Annotated in this window: 14 protein-coding genes; 6 read left to right on the top strand and 8 right to left on the bottom strand. The window is 71.2% G+C overall.

Annotated features, from left to right (window positions below; translation table 11 throughout):
* The first annotated feature begins 18 nt into the window (after window positions 1-18).
* Window positions 19-4,863 carry an NAD-glutamate dehydrogenase gene (locus MKK82_RS18735; RefSeq protein WP_238286389.1) on the top strand — a complete coding sequence of 1,615 codons (4,845 nt, stop codon included), beginning with the start codon at window positions 19-21 and terminating at the stop codon, window positions 4,861-4,863.
* Between the two features lie 4 nt (window positions 4,864-4,867).
* Here MKK82_RS18735 and MKK82_RS18730 read toward each other — a convergent pair whose 3' ends face one another.
* Both MKK82_RS18730 and MKK82_RS18725 read right to left on the bottom strand, forming a co-directional pair.
* The gene (locus MKK82_RS18730) at window positions 4,868-6,043 is read right to left on the bottom strand and encodes an MFS transporter (RefSeq protein WP_238286586.1); all 1,176 of its coding nucleotides are present in this window, start codon (window positions 6,041-6,043) and stop codon (window positions 4,868-4,870) included.
* Window positions 6,044-6,363: 320 nt separating this feature from the next.
* Window positions 6,364-6,858 (bottom strand): MucR family transcriptional regulator, encoded by a 495-nt coding sequence (locus MKK82_RS18725; protein ID WP_238286388.1) that lies wholly within the window; start codon window positions 6,856-6,858, stop codon window positions 6,364-6,366.
* A gap of 320 nt (window positions 6,859-7,178) precedes the next feature.
* Between MKK82_RS18725 and MKK82_RS18720 the strand changes: the two genes are divergently transcribed.
* The gene (locus MKK82_RS18720; RefSeq protein ID WP_243986448.1) at window positions 7,179-8,981 is read left to right on the top strand and encodes an outer membrane beta-barrel protein; all 1,803 of its coding nucleotides are present in this window, start codon (window positions 7,179-7,181) and stop codon (window positions 8,979-8,981) included.
* 6 nt (window positions 8,982-8,987) lie between these two features.
* On the opposite strand, the gene MKK82_RS18715 is transcribed toward MKK82_RS18720, so the two are convergent.
* Window positions 8,988-9,692 carry an SDR family NAD(P)-dependent oxidoreductase gene (locus MKK82_RS18715; protein WP_238286386.1) on the bottom strand — a complete coding sequence of 235 codons (705 nt, stop codon included), beginning with the start codon at window positions 9,690-9,692 and terminating at the stop codon, window positions 8,988-8,990.
* A gap of 59 nt (window positions 9,693-9,751) precedes the next feature.
* Complete coding sequence (locus MKK82_RS18710; RefSeq protein ID WP_238286385.1) at window positions 9,752-10,240, bottom strand: nucleoside deaminase; 489 nt, start codon at window positions 10,238-10,240, stop codon at window positions 9,752-9,754.
* A 162-nt stretch (window positions 10,241-10,402) separates the two neighbouring features.
* Between MKK82_RS18710 and MKK82_RS18705 the strand changes: the two genes are divergently transcribed.
* The 4 genes from MKK82_RS18705 to rsmD all read left to right on the top strand — a co-directional run bounded on the left by MKK82_RS18705 (window position 10,403) and on the right by rsmD (window position 13,538).
* Window positions 10,403-10,594, top strand: coding sequence for a CsbD family protein (locus tag MKK82_RS18705; protein ID WP_238286384.1), 192 nt, complete (start codon window positions 10,403-10,405; stop codon window positions 10,592-10,594).
* 74 nt (window positions 10,595-10,668) lie between these two features.
* Window positions 10,669-10,845, top strand: coding sequence for a DUF1328 domain-containing protein (locus MKK82_RS18700; RefSeq protein WP_012317097.1), 177 nt, complete (start codon window positions 10,669-10,671; stop codon window positions 10,843-10,845).
* Window positions 10,846-10,971: 126 nt separating this feature from the next.
* A complete protein-coding gene (locus MKK82_RS18695; RefSeq protein ID WP_243986446.1) occupies window positions 10,972-12,984 on the top strand; it encodes a pseudouridine synthase in 2,013 nt (670 codons plus the stop codon).
* Window positions 12,981-13,538: a 16S rRNA (guanine(966)-N(2))-methyltransferase RsmD gene (gene rsmD / locus MKK82_RS18690; protein ID WP_238286382.1), complete on the top strand. Its 558-nt coding sequence runs from the start codon at window positions 12,981-12,983 to the stop codon at window positions 13,536-13,538. The genes MKK82_RS18695 and rsmD overlap by 4 nt, the downstream gene beginning before the upstream one ends.
* 7 nt (window positions 13,539-13,545) lie before the next feature.
* Here rsmD and MKK82_RS18685 read toward each other — a convergent pair whose 3' ends face one another.
* The 4 genes from MKK82_RS18685 to MKK82_RS18670 form a co-directional block, all read right to left on the bottom strand.
* On the bottom strand, window positions 13,546-13,890 hold the full coding sequence (locus MKK82_RS18685) for a cupin domain-containing protein (protein WP_238286380.1): 345 nt from the start codon (window positions 13,888-13,890) through the stop codon (window positions 13,546-13,548).
* Between the two features lie 73 nt (window positions 13,891-13,963).
* The gene (locus MKK82_RS18680; RefSeq protein ID WP_238286378.1) at window positions 13,964-14,383 is read right to left on the bottom strand and encodes a helix-turn-helix domain-containing protein; all 420 of its coding nucleotides are present in this window, start codon (window positions 14,381-14,383) and stop codon (window positions 13,964-13,966) included.
* 393 nt (window positions 14,384-14,776) lie between these two features.
* Complete coding sequence (locus MKK82_RS18675) at window positions 14,777-15,721, bottom strand: alpha/beta fold hydrolase (RefSeq protein WP_238286376.1); 945 nt, start codon at window positions 15,719-15,721, stop codon at window positions 14,777-14,779.
* Entirely contained in the window at window positions 15,718-16,257 is a 540-nt protein-coding gene (locus MKK82_RS18670; protein ID WP_238286375.1) for a phasin family protein, read from the bottom strand. The genes MKK82_RS18675 and MKK82_RS18670 overlap by 4 nt, the downstream gene beginning before the upstream one ends.
* Window positions 16,258-16,388: the final 131 nt, after the last annotated feature.

The raw sequence follows: 16,388 nt of genomic DNA, 5'->3' as shown, positions 1-16,388 counted from the left end.
CGGTTCGGGAGACGCGCGATGACACTCGAGACCGCCACGGCACTGTCCTCCTCGGAGCAGAAGACGGCCCGGACCGGGCTGATCGAGGCGGCCGCCGACATCGTCACTGGACAGGGTGGCCCGGGCGGCTTCGTCCGCGACCTGTTCGGACGCGTGACGCCGGAGGATCTCGCCTCCTACGGCGCCGGGGCTCTCGCCGAACTCGCCGGGCGCGCCCGGTCGTTCCTGTCCGAGCCCCGCCGGCCGGGCGATCCGGCACGGCTGCGCCTGAGCGAGGGTGAACTCGCGCGCGACGGCCGGGCGCGGGAGATGACGATCCTCGAAGTCGTCAACGACAACCGGCCGTTCCTGCTGGATTCGACCCTCGCCGAACTCGCCGAGCAGGGCCTGTCGGCGCAGCTCGTCGCCCACCCGATCCTCGGCGTCGAGCGGGATGGCGGGGGCGCGCTGATCCGCGTGGTCGGAGAGACCACCGCGGATGCCCACGGCAGCCTCGCGCGCGAGAGCTTCATCCACATTCACCTCGACCGCCTCTCCGACGAGGCCGGGGAGCGGCTGCTCGCCGCCCTCGCGCCGGTCTACCGGGACGTCGCCCTGGCGAGCGCCGACCACGACGCCATGCTGGCACAGCTGAGCGACCTCTCCGAGAATCTCGGCCGTTCGCCGACTCCGATTCCGGAGGGAGAGACCGCCGAGGCGCGGGCCTTCCTCGACTGGCTGAAGGACGGCCAGTTCCTGCTCCTGGGGATGCAGCAGCACGGTATCGACGGCGAGGCGCATCCCCTTGTCGAGGGTTCGAGCCTCGGCGTGCTGCGCGATCCGGGCGCAACGCCCCTGCGCCGCGGCCGCACGCCCGTCGACTACACCCCGGAAATCCTCGCCTTTCTGGAAGAGCCGCAGCCGCTCATCATCACGAAGGCCAGCGTGAAGTCGCGGGTCCACCGGTCCGCCTACCTGGACTATGTCGGCGTCAAGCTGTTCTCCGGCTCCGGCAAGCTGTCGGGCGAGGTGCGGATCGTCGGCCTGTTCACCGCCTCGGCCTACACCAGCCCTGCCCGCGAGGTGCCGGTGCTTCGCCGGAAGGTCGAGGCCGTGGTCCAGCGCGCGGGCCTCGACCCGACGAGCCATGCCGGGCGCAGCCTGCTCGCCGTGCTGGAGAGCTACCCGCGCGACGAGCTGTTCCAGATCGACGGCGAGCGGCTCTTCCGGTTCACCCTGGCGATCGCGGCGCTGGCCGACCGGCCGCGGGTGCGCGTGCTGTCCCGGCCGGACCGGTTCGGCCGCTTCGTCTCGCTCCTCGTCTACGTGCCGAAGGACCGCTACGATTCAACCGTGCGCGGCCGGATCGGCGGCTACCTCGCCGAAGCCTATGGCGGCCGGCTCAGCGCCGCCTATCCCGATTATCCGGAGGGCTCGCTCGCCCGAATCCACTACATCATCGGCCTGCCCGATCAGGGCAGCCCGGAGCACGATCCCGCGGCCCTCGAGGCCGGCATCGCCACCCTGGTCCGGACCTGGGGCGACGCGCTGCGGGCCGCCCTCGCGGAGGCCCAGGGCGGTGATCGAGCGCGCCTGCTGGCCTCGCGCTACGCCGAGGCTTTCTCGGTCGCCTACCGCGACAACTTCCATCCCGAGGCGGCGGTCGCCGACGTGGCGATCCTGGAGGGCCTCGGCGAGGCACAGCCCCGGGCCGTGCATCTCGGACGCCGGTCGAGCGACCCCGCCGCGCAGGTTCGCCTGAAGGTGTTCTCGCGGGGCACCGCCATCGCCCTCTCCGACCGGGTGCCGGCCCTGGAGAATCTCGGCTTCCGCGTCATCAACGAGCGCACCTACCGGATCGTGCCCACGGGCGCCGACGAGGCGGCCCGGATCTGGCTGCACGACATGCTGATCGAGCGTGCCACCGGCGAGGCCGTCGACCTGGCGGCGCTGGAGCGGCCGCTGGAAGTCGCGATGCTCGCCATCGCCGAAGGCGCCGCCGAGTCGGACGGTTACAACCGGCTGATCCTCGAAGCCGCCCTGCCCTGGCGCGAGGCGGCGCTCCTGCGTGCGCTCGGGCGCTACCTGCGGCAGCTCCGCATCCGCTACGGACAGGATTACCTCGCCGGCACGCTCAGCCGCCATGCGGGAATCGCCCGAGCCATCGTCGCGCTGTTCCACGCCCGGTTCGACCCAGCCGCGACAGCGGATCGGTCGGACCGGGAGGCGGAGATCCGCGGCGGCATCGAGACGGCGCTCGCGGACGTCACGAGCCTCGACGACGACCGGATCCTGCGCCGCTTCGTCAATCTCGTCGAGGCTGCGGTGCGGACGAACTTCTTCCAAACCGGCGCGGACGGGCAGCCCCGGGAGACGATCAGCTTCAAGTTCAGCTGCGCGAAGGTCACAGCGATGCCGCTGCCGCGGCCGTTCTTCGAGATCTTCGTCTATTCGCCCCGGGTCGAGGGCGTGCACCTGCGCTTCGGCTACGTCGCCCGTGGCGGCCTGCGCTGGTCCGACCGGCCGGAGGATTTCCGCACCGAGATCCTGGGCCTCGTGAAGGCTCAGCAGGTCAAGAACGCCGTGATCGTGCCCGTGGGCGCCAAGGGCGGATTCTTCCCGAAGCGCCTGCCGCCGGCCTCCGACCGTGCCGCCTGGATGCAGGAGGGCACCGAGAGCTACCGGATCTTCATCCGCACGCTGCTGGAACTCACCGACAACATCGTCGACAACGCCATCGTGCCCCCGCCCGATACGGTCCGGCACGATCCCGACGACGCCTATCTGGTGGTCGCCGCCGACAAGGGCACCGCCACCTTCTCCGACATCGCCAACGCCCTCTCGCTGGAGAAGGGCCACTGGCTGGGCGACGCCTTCGCGTCCGGCGGCAGCCAGGGCTACGACCACAAGGGTATGGGCATCACCGCCCGTGGCGCCTGGGAGGCGGTGCGCCGCCATTTCCTCGAAATCGACGTCGACGTTCAGCGCGATCCGATCACCACGGTCGGCGTCGGCGACATGTCGGGGGACGTGTTCGGCAACGGGATGCTGCTCTCGGAAAGCATCCGGCTGATCGCGGCCTTCGACCACCGGGACATCTTCCTCGACCCGAATCCCGACGCGGCCGCGAGCTTCAAGGAGCGGCGGCGGCTGTTCGATCTCGGTCGCTCCTCCTGGGGCGACTACGACCGATCGCTGATCTCCGCGGGCGGTGGGGTGTTCTCCCGCAGCCTCAAGACCGTGCCGCTCTCGGAGCCGGTCCGCGCCGCCCTCGGCTTCGACCGGCCCGAGGCGACGCCCACCGAGCTGATGCAGGCGATCCTGAAGGCGCCCGCCGACCTGCTGTGGTTCGGCGGCATCGGCACCTATGTCCGCGCCACCGCCGAGACCGACGAGGATGCCGGCGACCGTGCCAACGACGCCGTCCGCATCACCGGGCCGGAGCTGCGCGCGAGAGTCGTCGGCGAGGGCGCCAATCTCGGCCTGACGCAGCGCGGGCGCATCGAGGCGGCGCGCGCGGGTGTGCGGCTCAACACCGACGCGATCGACAACTCGGCCGGCGTGAACACCTCCGACGTCGAGGTCAACATCAAGATCGCCCTGATGATTCCGGAGCGGGACGGGCGGCTCAGCTACGAGGCGCGCAACGCCCTGCTCGCCACGATGACCGACGAGGTCGGGCACCTCGTCCTGCGCAACAACGCGTTGCAGACGCTCGCGCTGTCGCTCGCCCAGCGCGGCGGTCTCGGCGAGACCGGCTTCGCCATGCGGACCATGCAGGCCCTGGAAGCCCAGGGCCGGCTGGACCGGGCGGTGGAGTATCTGCCCGACGACGCAGCGCTCACCGAGCGGATGCGCCGGAACGAGGGCCTAACGCGACCGGAATTTGCCGTGCTCCTCGCCTACGCGAAGCTGTCGCTCCACGACGCGATCCTCGACAGCGCCGTGCCGAACGATCCGTATTTCGACCGCGAGCTGCAACGCTACTTCCCGAGGGCCCTGCGCGAGCGGTTCCCCGACGCCGTGAAGGCGCACCGCCTTCGCCGCGAGATCATCGCGACGGCGCTGGCCAACATCATCGTCAACCGCGGCGGCCCGTCCCTGGTCAGCCGCCTGACCGACGGCACCGGCGCCGACGCGGCGACCATCGCCAAGGCCTACGCGGTGACCCGCGACGCCTTCGGGCTGATGGAGCTGAACCTCAGCATCGACGGACTCGCGGGCCGGATCCCCGGGCAGGGCCAGCTCGGCCTCTACGCGGAGGTGCAGGACCTGCTGACCAACCGGATCGTCTGGTTCATCCGCAACCTCGACCTGAGCGGAGGCCTCGCGCCGGTGGTCGCCCGCTATCGGGACGGCGTCGCCGCGGTGGAGGCGGCCCTCCCGAAGGTGCTGGGCGACGAGGCGCGTGCCGCGATCGCCGCCCGCGAGGCGGACCTGGCCGGGTTCGGCATGGCGGGGGCGCAGGCCCGGCGTCTCGCTTCGCTGACCGCCCTCGTCTCCGCCCCCGACATCGTCCGGGTCGCCGAGGCAAGCGGCCGGCCGGTGGAGGAGGTGGCGGCGACGCATTTTGCCCTAGAGCACGCGTTCCGCCTCGACGACCTCGCCGCCGCGGCCCGCACGGTTCCGGTGGCCGACACCTTCGACCGGGTCGCCCTGGAGCGCGCGGTGGCGGGCATCGCGGCCGCCCACCGCAAGCTCACCGCCGAGGTCGTGGCCGATCTCGGGGCCGGCCCGGGGGCGGTGGAGGCCTGGGCGAAGGCCCGCGGCGCGCCGCTCGCCCGCATCCGCGAGGCGGTGGACGCGATCAGCGCCTCTGGCCTCACGGTCTCCAAGGCCACGGTGGCGGCGAGCCTGCTGGGTGATCTCGTCCGGACCGACTGACCGGTCAGGCCCCGGGCGCGGAGACCGAGACGATCCCGCGCCCGCTGCGGCCCACGGCCGTCAGCACCAACCCGAGCCCCGCGAGCGACACCGCGGCCGCGATCAGCGGGAGCTCACCGTAGCCCGCGCCCAGGGTCAGGGCCGTGCCGCCGATCCAGGCACCGGCGGCGTTGCCGAGGTTGAACGCGCCTTGGTTGAGCGTGGAGGCGAGGTTCGGCGCATCGCTGGCGGCCTCCACCACCCAGATCTGGAGCGGCGAGACCAGCGCGAAGACCAGGGCCGACCACAGGACGAGAACCACCAGCGTCATGCCCGGGTGGTGGGCGACGGCGGCCAGCAGGAGCAGCGCCGCCACGATCCCGAGGAAGCTGCCGATGATCGTCGCCATCTGCGCGCGGTCGGCGAACTGGCCGCCCGCGAGGTTGCCGATGGTCAGACCCACGCCGGCGGCGAACAGCACGCCCGTCACACCCTGCGGCGTGAACCCGGTCACGCCGGTCAGGAATGGCGTGATGTAGGTGAACACCGTGAAGAAGCTCACCGAGGACAGCGTCGAGATCAGCATCGGCCGCAGCACCGGCCAGCGGCCGAGGGCCCGGAACTCGCTGACGAGGCGACCCCGCGTTCCCGGCAGCCCGGCGGGGACGCAGAGCTGGATTGCCAGGGCCGCCGCGAGCCCGATGATCACCACGGCCCAGAACGTCGCGCGCCACCCCGCGATCTGGCCGAGGGCGGTGCCGAAGGGAACGCCGAGGACGTTGGCCAGGGTCAGGCCGGCGAACATCAGCGCGATCGCCTGCGTCCGCTTCTCCCGCGGCACCAAATTGCTCGCCACGACGGCGCCAATCCCGAAGAACGCCCCATGGGCGAAGGCCGTCAGGATTCGAGCCGCCATCAGCAGGGCGTAGCTCGGCGCCACCGCGCAACCGAGGTTGCCGACGAGAAAGACGGCCATCAGCGCGAGGAGGGCCTTCTTCCGCGGCATCCGCGCGGTGGCGATCGCCACGATCGGGGCGCCGACCACCACGCCCAAGGCGTAGCCGGAAACCAGGTAACCGGCCTGCGGAATGGTGACGCCGAAGCTCTGCGCCACCTCCGGAAGAAGGCCCATGATGACGAATTCGGTGGTGCCGATCCCGAAGGAGGCAACGGCCAGGGCGAGGATCGGCAGGGGCGGCACGGCGAAGGTCTCCGGCGCAGGGAGCGGTGCGATGGTGCACGGCAGCATGCGCAGGATGGCAGCCCGGGACGGTGTCGATTACCCCCGATGACGCGGCGCACGGTTGTGCGGCGCGCAAGGGGTCACCCCGACCCTGGTCGCAGCCGGTCCGGCCCGGGTGCCGGCCTCCTCTCCGGCGAGACGTGGCAGGCGCGTGACGGCACGCCGCTCCTCGTCCGGGATTCACCGGCCCCCGTCCGGGGACGCCTCGTCCCTGCCTGCAGGGGCGGGACGGCTGTTGCAGCCAGGCTGGAGCACTCGCCCGGCGTCGCGGCGCGCGCCTATTCCGCCGGAGCCTTCTTCCGGCTGCGCGACTTCGGGGCCGCCGCGGCCGGCTCGTTCGCTGTCACCGCCGTCCGATCCTTGCGGCGCTGCTGCCCGAGACCCAGCGCCCTCGCCAGCTCCGACCGTTGCGCCGAGTAGCTCGCTGCGGTCATCGGGTAATCGCGCGGCAAACCCCACTTCTCGCGATAGGCCTCGGGCGACAGCCCGCGCAGCGTCAGGTGCCGGCGAAGGGTCTTGTAGGGCCGTCCGTCCTCGAAACTGACGATGTGGTCGTGAGTGACGGATTTGCGGATTTGCGCCGCACTCATCTTCTCGACCGGCGCATTCGAGCTGCGCCCCGCAGTCGAAAGGCTCGATAAAGCGGTATGAACACCGCCGATCAAACCTGGAAGATCGGACGGAGGCACCGAGTTGTTCGACACGTACGCGGCTACGATATCGACGGCAAGCTCAATGTGCTCGACCTGTCCGCTTTCGATGCTCTCGCTCACGGCCGACCCCCGTCGTTGTAATAGTGGTACCGATCAATCCCTCGCGGATGCGATCGAATTCTGCCCGATGATAGCGGATCTAGAGCGATTTCTCAATCGGACTTCGTATGCTCCGTGGAGGTCTCGGCGCTGACTGCGGTCGCCCGTGAACAGCGCCGTTGACGGGGAATTAACCACGACGGCCTAGCCTTCATTAACCATGCCGATGACCAGTTTGGCCGCGGCGCGGTCAGCGAATCCCAGCATCCGGCGCTCGGGACGAAGGCGGAGACCGAGATCAGGTGCTGACGGCGGGGGCTGACCGGCTGGAAGGGCGACAGATGCGGCTCGGCGTCGCGGCGCTGGCTGTCGCGCTCGCGACGACGCCGGCCGTGGCCCAGCGGTTCGACGCGACGAGCCCCGTCGCGGGACAGCCCGACAATCCCGGCATCGGTCAGGATACCGCACCGAACGGCCTGCCGACGCTCCGCCGGCGCATTCCCGACGGCCTGTCGCGCGACGAGGGGCGCGCCTCGCCGGGCGGCGACGCGACCAGCGGAGAGCAGACCGGCGGCGACAGCCTGCGGTCGCCCCTGTCGCCGGCCATCCCGACGCAGTCGCAGGCCCAGCCGGGCCTCTCCCAACTCGACACGCGTATCACCACCGGCGGCCAGCGCACGGGCGGCAGCTCGACGGCGCCGCGAAACCTCGCGCCGTCGAGCTTGCTGCGGACCCGCGCGGCGCCGCCGCGGCGGCTCGGGACCGCTACCCGGCGGATCACGCAGGAGATCACCCAGGTCCCGAGCCCGGCCCTCCGGCTGACACCGATCATCCAGCAGCCCGTGGTCGGGGTGCCGCTGCCGCAGGCGACGACGCCGGTGCGGCCGATCCTGTCGCTCCTGCCGCTCTCCTCGGCCCTCGGCCTGCTGACACCCGGCTTCATCCTCGGGACGGATCTCGCCCGGGCGATCCCGACCGACCCCGCCTATGCGCCGATCGGCTATCAGGTCGGCACCTTCACGGTGCTGCCGAGCTTCGCACAGAGCATCGGCTATGATTCGAATCCCGATCAGACCAGCCGGGAATTCGCGAAGGGCTCGGTGGCGCTCCGCACCGAGGCGGCGGTCGATTTCCAGAGCAACTGGTCGTCCAGCGCGCTCCAGGGCTCGCTGCGCGGCGCCTACCTCGAGACACCCCAGAACGAGGCGGCCAGCCGCCCGGCCGCGGACGGGACGGTCCGCCTGCGCATCGACGCCAGCCGGGACCTCCACATCGACGCCGAAGGGCGCTTCCTGGTGGACACGCAGCGCACCTCGAGCCCGAACCTCCAGGCCGCGGCCGGCAACCTTCAGGTCGCCACCGCGACGAGCCGGCCGCTCCTGGCGGTCTACGGGGCCTCCCTCGGCGCGACGGAGACGTTCAATAGGCTCTCCGTGACGCTGCGCGGCTCCGTCGATCGCTCCGAATTCGACAACGCGCGCCTCTCCGACGGGACGATTATCAACCAGGCCGATCGGAACCTGAACCAATACAGCCTACAGCTGCGCACGGCCTACGAGGTCAATCCGGATTTCAGCCCCTTCGTCGACCTCCTTGGCGACACCCGCGTGTACGATGTTAGGCGCGACCCGACCGGGGTGCCGCGGGATTCGGACGGCATCGCCTTCGCGGTCGGGGCCAGCTTCGGTCTCGCGCGGACACTCACCGGCGAGGTCTCGGCCGGCATCCAGCACCGCACCTACGTCGATCCGAGCCTGCGCGACGTCAACGCACCGCTGGTCAACGCCGCCCTCGTCTGGTCGGCGAGCCCGCTCACGACGGTGCGGCTCACGGCGGCCACCGGCGTCACCGAGACGACGATCCCCGGCTCCAGCGGCATCCTCACCGATGTCGGGACCCTGGAGGTGCAGCACGATCTGCTGCGCAACCTGTCGCTCGTGGTCGGCGGCTCGTTCCTGCGGAACGTCTACCAGGGCAGCACGATCCGGGAAAACGGGTTCTCGGCCACCGCCCGGCTGGACTACCACCTGACGCGCTGGCTGACCCTGCGCGGCACCTACATCTACCAGCAGATCAACAGCACGGTGCTCGGGTCGAGCTTCAACGAGAACACGGTCCTGCTGGGCGTGCGGGTCAATCCGTAGTCCGGATCAGAACCGCTCCACCCAGGGGCGCAACTCCAGCTCGGACGTCCAGGCGCTGCGGTCCTGCCGCAGCAGATCGCGGTAGGCGCGGGCGATGGCATCCGGATCGAGGTGGCTGTCGGGCGCATCCGCCGGCTCGCCGCCGCGCATCGGATTACGGATGGCGCCGTCGATCACGACGTGCGCCACGTGGATCCCCTGCGGCTGCAACTCGCGGGCGAGGCTCTGCCCGAGACCCCGCAGGGCGAACTTGCCCATGGCGAAGGGCGCCGACCCGGCATAACCCTTCACGCTCGCGGAGGCGCCGGTCAGGAGGATCGCGCCGTGGCGGTGCGGCAGCATGCGACGCGCCGCGGCCTGCGCCACGAGGAACCCGCCGTAAGCCGAGACCATCAGGGCCTGGGCGACGGCGCCTGGATCCAGATCGATCACCGGCCCGCGCAGCCGCCCGCTGGCATTGTACACCACCACGTCGGGGGCGCCCCCGAGGGCCGGCTCCATCCCGGCGAACAGCGCCTCGACGTCATCCGGCCGGCTCGCGTCGCAGGTGTGGACGACGGCGCCGGTCTCGGTGGCCAGATCGGCGAGCTTCTCGATGGTCCGGGCCGCGAGGCCGACCTTGAGGCCGTCGGCGGACAGGAGCCGGGCGAGCGACGCGCTCAGGCCCGAGCCCGCGCCGACGATCAGGGCGCGGGAATATGTCGGTGTCATCGGGCGGCCCTCCAGGTCGTGAACGGGGTCCGCAGGGTCGGCGGCCGGGGGCCCGCGGGTCAAGACCGCCTCTGCGCGAAGAAGGCCCGCAGCAGGGCCGCCGCCTCCCCCTCGCGGAAGCCGCCATAGACCTCCGGCGCATGGTGGCAGGTCGGCTGGTTGAAGACCCGCGGACCGTGCTCGACGCCGCCGCCCTTCGGGTCCGCCGCCCCGTAGTAGAGCCGCCGGATCCGCGCGAAGGAGATCGCTCCCGCGCACATCGGGCACGGCTCCAGCGTCACGTAGAGGTCGCAGCCGGTCAGGCGTTCGTCCCCGACGGCCGCGCAGGCGGCCCGTATCGCCAGGATCTCGGCATGGGCCGTCGGGTCCCGCAGGGTCCGAGGTTGGTTATGCGCGACGGCTAGCACGGCGCCGTCCCGGACGACCACGGCCCCGACCGGCACCTCGCCGAGGTCCGCCGCCGCGCGGGCCGCCGCGAAGGCGCGATCGAAGGCCGTCCCCACGCTCGCAGATGTGAACTCCGCCGGCCGGATCGGATCTGCAGCCAAGGTGTACTCACTCCATCGCCGAAGCGGGCCATCGCGGACGCGGATACGGGCGGCGCAGCGAACTAACACAGGGCAATGTTAAGGCCTGGAACATTCGAGCGACCGTGACCGTTTCTTGACCGATTGCGGCGTCGCCGCAGCAACCGCAAGAAGGACATCGCCATGAGCAGCACCACCGACAAGATCAAGGGCGCCGCCAACGAGGCCCTCGGCAAGGCCAAGCAGGGCCTGGGCGACGTGACCGGCAACGACAAGATGAAGGCCGAGGGTGCGGCTCAGGAGCTCAAGGGCAAGGCCCAGGGCACCGTGGGCGACGCCAAGGGCGCGGTGAAGTCGGCGACCGACAAGCTCTGAGCGGCGACGATCGGAACGGGACCCGCATCGCGCGGGTTCCAGTCTTGAACCGGCTTGAATAACGCGAGGATGCCATGATCGGTTGGGCGGTAACGTTTCTCGTCGTCGCGCTCGTCGCGGCGCTGCTGGGTTTCGGCGGCATTGCCGGCACCGCCATGGAGGCGGCGAAGATCGTCTTCTTCGTGGCGATCGCTCTCTTCCTCATCTCGGCCGTGTTCGGCGTGATGCGGGGCCGCTCGCCAAGACTCTGACGCCGGCCGATCGGCATCGTCGACGGGGCGGTCCATGGGGCCGCCCCTTTTCGTTGGGCGCGCGCGTCCAGGCCCGTTTTCGAGAGCAGTCTCGCCTGTCGGTGATGGCTCTGATAAGGCGCGGTCATGAGCGACACGCCGAACGACAACCCGCCGGAGGGCTCCGCCCGCCCCGAGCCCGAGACCACGCGGTCCGCAGAGTGGGCCCCGAGCACCGACGCGAGCCTGCCCGCCGAACCCGAGTCCCGTCCGGTGAAGGCCCGCGCCGCGAAGCGGCCGGCCGGACCGGCCGCGCCCGAGCGAGACCCGGAGCCGGAGACGGAGGGGGAGAGCGGCGAGGACATGTCGGCCGTGACCCCGCCGGGCGAGCGCATCGCCAAGGCGATGGCCCGGGCCGGCATCGCGTCCCGGCGCGATGCCGAGGTGATGATCCTGGCCGGCCGGGTGAGCGTCAACGGCGAGACCTTGACCTCCCCGGCGCGCAACGTGACCGAGGACGATCGGGTCCTCGTCGACGGCGCCCCCATGCCGTTGCGCGAGCGCAGCCGCCTGTGGATCTTCCACAAGCCGCGCGGTGTCGTCACCACCGCCAAGGATCCGGAGGGACGGCAGACCGTCTTCGAGGTGCTGCCCGAGGAGCTGCCCCGGGTCGTGGCCGTAGGGCGGCTCGACATCAACACCGAGGGCCTGCTGCTGCTGACCAACGACGGCGGCCTCGCCAAGGTGATCGCCCATCCCGACACGGGCTGGCTGCGCCGCTACCGCGTCCGTGCCCACGGGGATACCGATCAGGCGCAGCTCGACCGGCTGGCGCGCGGCGTGACGATCGACGGCATGGAGTACGGTCCGATCGAGGCGACCCTGGACCGCGTTCAGGGTGACAACGTCTGGCTGACGCTCGGCCTGCGCGAGGGCAAGAACCGCGAGGTCAAGCGGATCCTCGAACATCTCGGCCTCTCGGTGAACCGGCTGATCCGCCTCTCCTTCGGGCCGTTCCAGCTCGGGGATCTGGAGGTCGGACTCGTCGAGGAGGTGCGGACCCGCGTCCTCAAGGATCAGCTCGGCAAGAGTCTCGCCGAGCAGGCCGGCGTGGATTTCGAGAGCCCGGTCCGCGAGCCCATCACGCCCTTCGGCGGGCCGAAAAAAACCGATCGGGATTCCGCACCGGCCCAGACGGCCGCCAGCCGGCGCAACGCAGCCCGCCCCGCACCGACGCCGCGCGTCTCGACGGGCGGCAGCGGTTCGGGGCCGCGCAACGCCACGTGGCGCGACGACGACGGAACGAAGCCGCGCGGCACGCGCATCCCGCGCCGGGGGGCCGATCCCCGAGCCGCGCAATCCGCCGCGGCCGAGCGCGGCCGTGAGCGCGTGGGCTCGATCAAGTCCGGCGAGCGCCGGGTGGTCGTGGAACGCCTGGCGGCGACGCCGGTCGAGGCCGCGCCCGCCGAGCAGCCGCGTCGCCGCTATGCCGACGACGGACGGTCCGAGCGGTCGCAGCGCAGCCCGGGGGGGCGCCCTGGGCGCGAGGGCGGATCCGGCGGCGAGCGCGGCTTCGCTCCGCGCGGCGACCAGCGTCCGGCACCGCGCGGCGAGGGCAACTTCGCACCGCGCGGCGAGCGTGGCTTCGCCCCGCGCGGCGAGCGCGGTGCCGGGGACCGGCCGCATCGGGACGCGGCGCGCGCCGCCGAAGGTCCCCGCGCGCAGACCCGTCAGGATGACCGCCGTGGTCCCAGGCCTGCTGGCCGTGAGCGCTCCTTCGACGGTGCTCCGTCGGAGGGCGCACCCCGCGGCAAGGGCGGGTTTCGGTCTCAGCGGCCGGACTCCGCCGGTGGCAGGCCGGCCTTCGATGGTCCGAAGCCCCGTGGCGCCAACCCGGGTGGTGGCAAGCCCGGCGGCTTCGCCGGCAAGGGCTTCGGCAAGAGTTTCGGCAAGGGTGCGTCCGGCGGAGGCGATGCCAGGCCCGGCGGCCGCCCCGGCGGTGCGCGGGACGGTAAGCCCGGCGGTTTCAAGTCTGGTGGGTTCAAGCCTGGCGGTGCCAGGCCGGGTGGCGGTGCCAGGCCCGGTGGCGGTGCGAGGCCCGGCGGATCCAGGCCCGGTGGTTCCAAGCCCGGCGGCAGGCCGCCGCGCGACGGGCGATGAGGATCGTCGGCGGTGCGTGGCGGGGCCGAAGGCTCGCGACGCCGCGCACCGACGCGATCCGGCCGACGTCGGACCGCCTGCGGGAATCGCTCTTCAACGTGCTGACGCATGCCTACGATGAGGCCATCGCGGGCGCCCGGGTGCTCGACCTGTTCGCGGGTACCGGGGCTCTCGGCTTCGAGGCGCTGTCGCGCGGGGCCGCCTATGCCCTGCTGGTCGATGATGGTGCCGAGGCCCGCGCGGTGATCCGCTCCAACATAGAGGCGCTGGGGGCTGAGGGCGTCACGCGCCTGTTCCGCCGCGACGCGACCCGTCTCGGGCCGGCTGGCACCGCCGGACAGTTCACCCTGGCCTTCTGCGATCCACCCTACAACCGCGATCTGGCGCCGCGGGCGCTGTCGAGCGCCGCCGAGGGCGCGTGGCTCGCCGCCGGTGCCCTGGTGGTCGTGGAAGAGGCCGAATCCGTGCGGATCCCGTGGCCGCCGGGCTTCACCGAACTGGAGCGCCGCATCTACGGCGACACGGCGGTCGCCGTCGCGCGCTACGCCGCCTGAACCCGTGTCACCCGTCCTCCGGAACTTCGATATCCGGACCGAAATGAACCGCTAGCCACACGGTCGGAGACTCCGTGCGTTCCACCCGGTGACGGCGGTGCGGCGCGATTAGGACCGAGTCGCCCATTCTGAGATGCCGCAGCGTCGCCTCGTCGGCGAATCGCAGATCGGCCGAGCCAGCCAGGACGGTGACCCACTCGGAATGCGGCTGGTCGTAGTGAAACCCGGGTGGGCTCGCATGGCCATACGAGACGATGCGCTCCACCCGAAGCCCTGGCGCGGCGACAAGCACCGACACCTCCTCGTCCGGAGCCTGAACCGGCAGATCTTCGAGCAGGTTGACGGGATCCATCGAACACACCGGCCTTCACCCCCGGAAACCGATCGCCGGAGCTGAGCGAACCGCCCCGCGCGAGACCCGGATCTCAGTCGCCGGACGCGATCCGGTCCGCCGCACGGCTGTGGGCGAGCCGCGCCGCGGATTTCACCAGGGCCAGCACGTCGCGGCGGATCTGATCGTCCAAGATCTGGTTGTAGGCCCGCAGAAGCTCAAGGGAGCCGGAGACCCTCAGCAGCGTCGGCCCGTTCTCCAGTCCGGTTTCCGGTTCCGGATCGAAGAAGCTGGCGACCGGCACTCCGAGGCGCTCGGCGATCGCCTGCAGGCGGCCGGCCCCGACGCGGTTCTTCCCGGTCTCGTATTTCTGGACCTGCTGGAAGCTCACGCCCAGCGCGCTGGCGAGGGCGGACTGGCTCAGCCCGTTGGCGGCACGCAGGAACGCGATGCGGCTGCCGACCCCGTGATCGATCGCGGTGGTCTGCTTCGGCTTGGGGGTGGGATTGGCCATGGGAAGTCGTCCGAACGTCAAATCTGTGGTTGGCCAGCCCGCCCGCGTCGTCGGCCGCGGATCACGACCCACCGGCACTCCGTCGCGCGGCCAAGCTTTCGACCTGCAGTCGTTGATGCCACAGGCGGACACTGCACGCAATGAATGGTTACGCGGGAGAAACATGAGATCAGCAGCACAGGTCTGGAGCGCGTCGGATGTCGGAAAGGGTTTATCTGAACCAATCGACGCTATTAGAGAAATTGAGTCGGGTGAATGCGTAGAATTACATCTGTAAAAACTGGCAGAGGCGGACGAACTGTCCGGAGAACCGCGATCTTACGCGGGCTGGACTGCCGGACGGCCGATGCCGAAATGCGCCCCGTTCCCAGCACCGACGCCCGGAAGCGCGACTCAGGCGGCCGGACCGAGCCAGTCCGTCACGATCTTGAGTTGGGCATCGTCCAGCAGGGCCGGCGCGTGGCCACAATCGGCGATCTCGACCCGCTGGGTCGGCGGCCCGCGCCGGGTCATCTCATCCGCGGTGCTGGCCAGGAGCAGCTCCGAGAGCGCCCCGCGCAGCAGCAGCACCGGACACGCGATGGCGTCCCAGTCCCGCCACATGCTGACGCTGTAGACCCGACCGGGCCGGAACGCGTCGCCGATGCCGGGATCGTAGTGGGGGCGCCAGCCGCCGCTGGGCTCGCGGAAGAAGCTGTGCTTGGCGATGTGGCGCCACTGCTCGTCGGTGAGCGGCCCGAAGGCCCCCAGCACGATGCGCAGACGCGACTCGCCCGAGGCGAGGTTGTGGTGGAGCCGCGGCGCGTCGCGCAGGCGCGAGCCGATATGGCGGATCGGCGCCCAGGGCAGGAACGGCCCGATATCGTTGATGACCATGCGGCGGATCGGCGTGTTGGCCGCGGCGGCCAGCACCATGCCGGTGAGCCCGCCCAGGGAGGTGCCGACCCAGTCGATCTTGCCGGGGATCCGCAGGTGCGCGACCAGCGCTGCCATGTCGGCGGCGTATTGCGGAAGGCCGTAGAGTTCCGGATCCTTGAGCCATCCGCTCAGGCCGCGCCCGGGCAGGTCCGGGCAGATGACCCGGTAGCCCATCTTCGCCAGCCGGTAGCCCAGCGGATCGAAGTCCCGGCCCTGGCGGCTCAGGCCGTGGACGCAGACCACCACGTGCGGCGAAGCGGGATCCCCCCATTCGACGTAGGCGATGCGGTGGAAATCGTGCGGCGCGTAGGCCCAGAAGTGACCGGTCCGGAACGGCACGTCGGCGCGGCTGAGGTCGTCGAGCCGCGGCATCGCCGCGCCCGGATCCGCAGCGGCCTGCTCCGCTGAGGTGACGCTCACGGCTTTTCGGATCGGGCAGCGGCCTCGCGGGCGAGCCGGCTGGTCGTCTGGTGGAGGTCGACCATCTGGTCGGTGATGCGGCGCGACTGCTCCTGGAGGAAGGCGAGGTTCAGCGCCGCGGCCTCCTGCGCGTCCGAAGCCTTCGCGATGCGGTCCGCGAAGTCCAGGTTGGCGCGGATGTTCGTATCCGCCGCCACCAGCACGCGGTGCCCGATCTCGCGCATCGCCGCCATGGCGTGGACCGCGTTGTCCTCGAAGGCGTTGTACAGCCGGGCGCCCGCGGCCTCCCACTGCTCGCGCATCCGGCGGGTGCCCGCCACGTTGCTGTCGGCCAGCTGATGGGCGGTCTCGCGGCTGGAGCCCATCACGGCGCGCCAGCCGTCGAAGCTCTGCGCCATCGTGGTCTCGAAGGCGTTGAGCGCCATCTCGCCGGCCTCGGCGAAGCGCTCATAGGCCTCCCGCGCCCGCGCGACCCCGGTCTCGGCCGCCTCGCGTCCGGCTTGCATGGAGACGGCCGGCAGGTTGTCGTTTCCCAAGGTCGTCCCCCGCATCGCCAGTTGCGCCGCCAAGGGTGGCGCGTCGATCAGAAATGGCCTTCCGTCAGGGCGGTCCCGCCGTCAACCATGCGTCGTGACAGAATGCGACCCGGTCGGCGATCGCGACCGCG

The sequence above is a fragment of the Methylobacterium sp. E-046 genome (genome assembly GCF_022829625.1).
Lineage (GTDB): Bacteria > Pseudomonadota > Alphaproteobacteria > Rhizobiales > Beijerinckiaceae > Methylobacterium > Methylobacterium longum.
The sequence above is the reverse complement of the archived record's forward strand: the minus strand, read 5'-3'. Positions and strand labels throughout refer to the sequence as shown.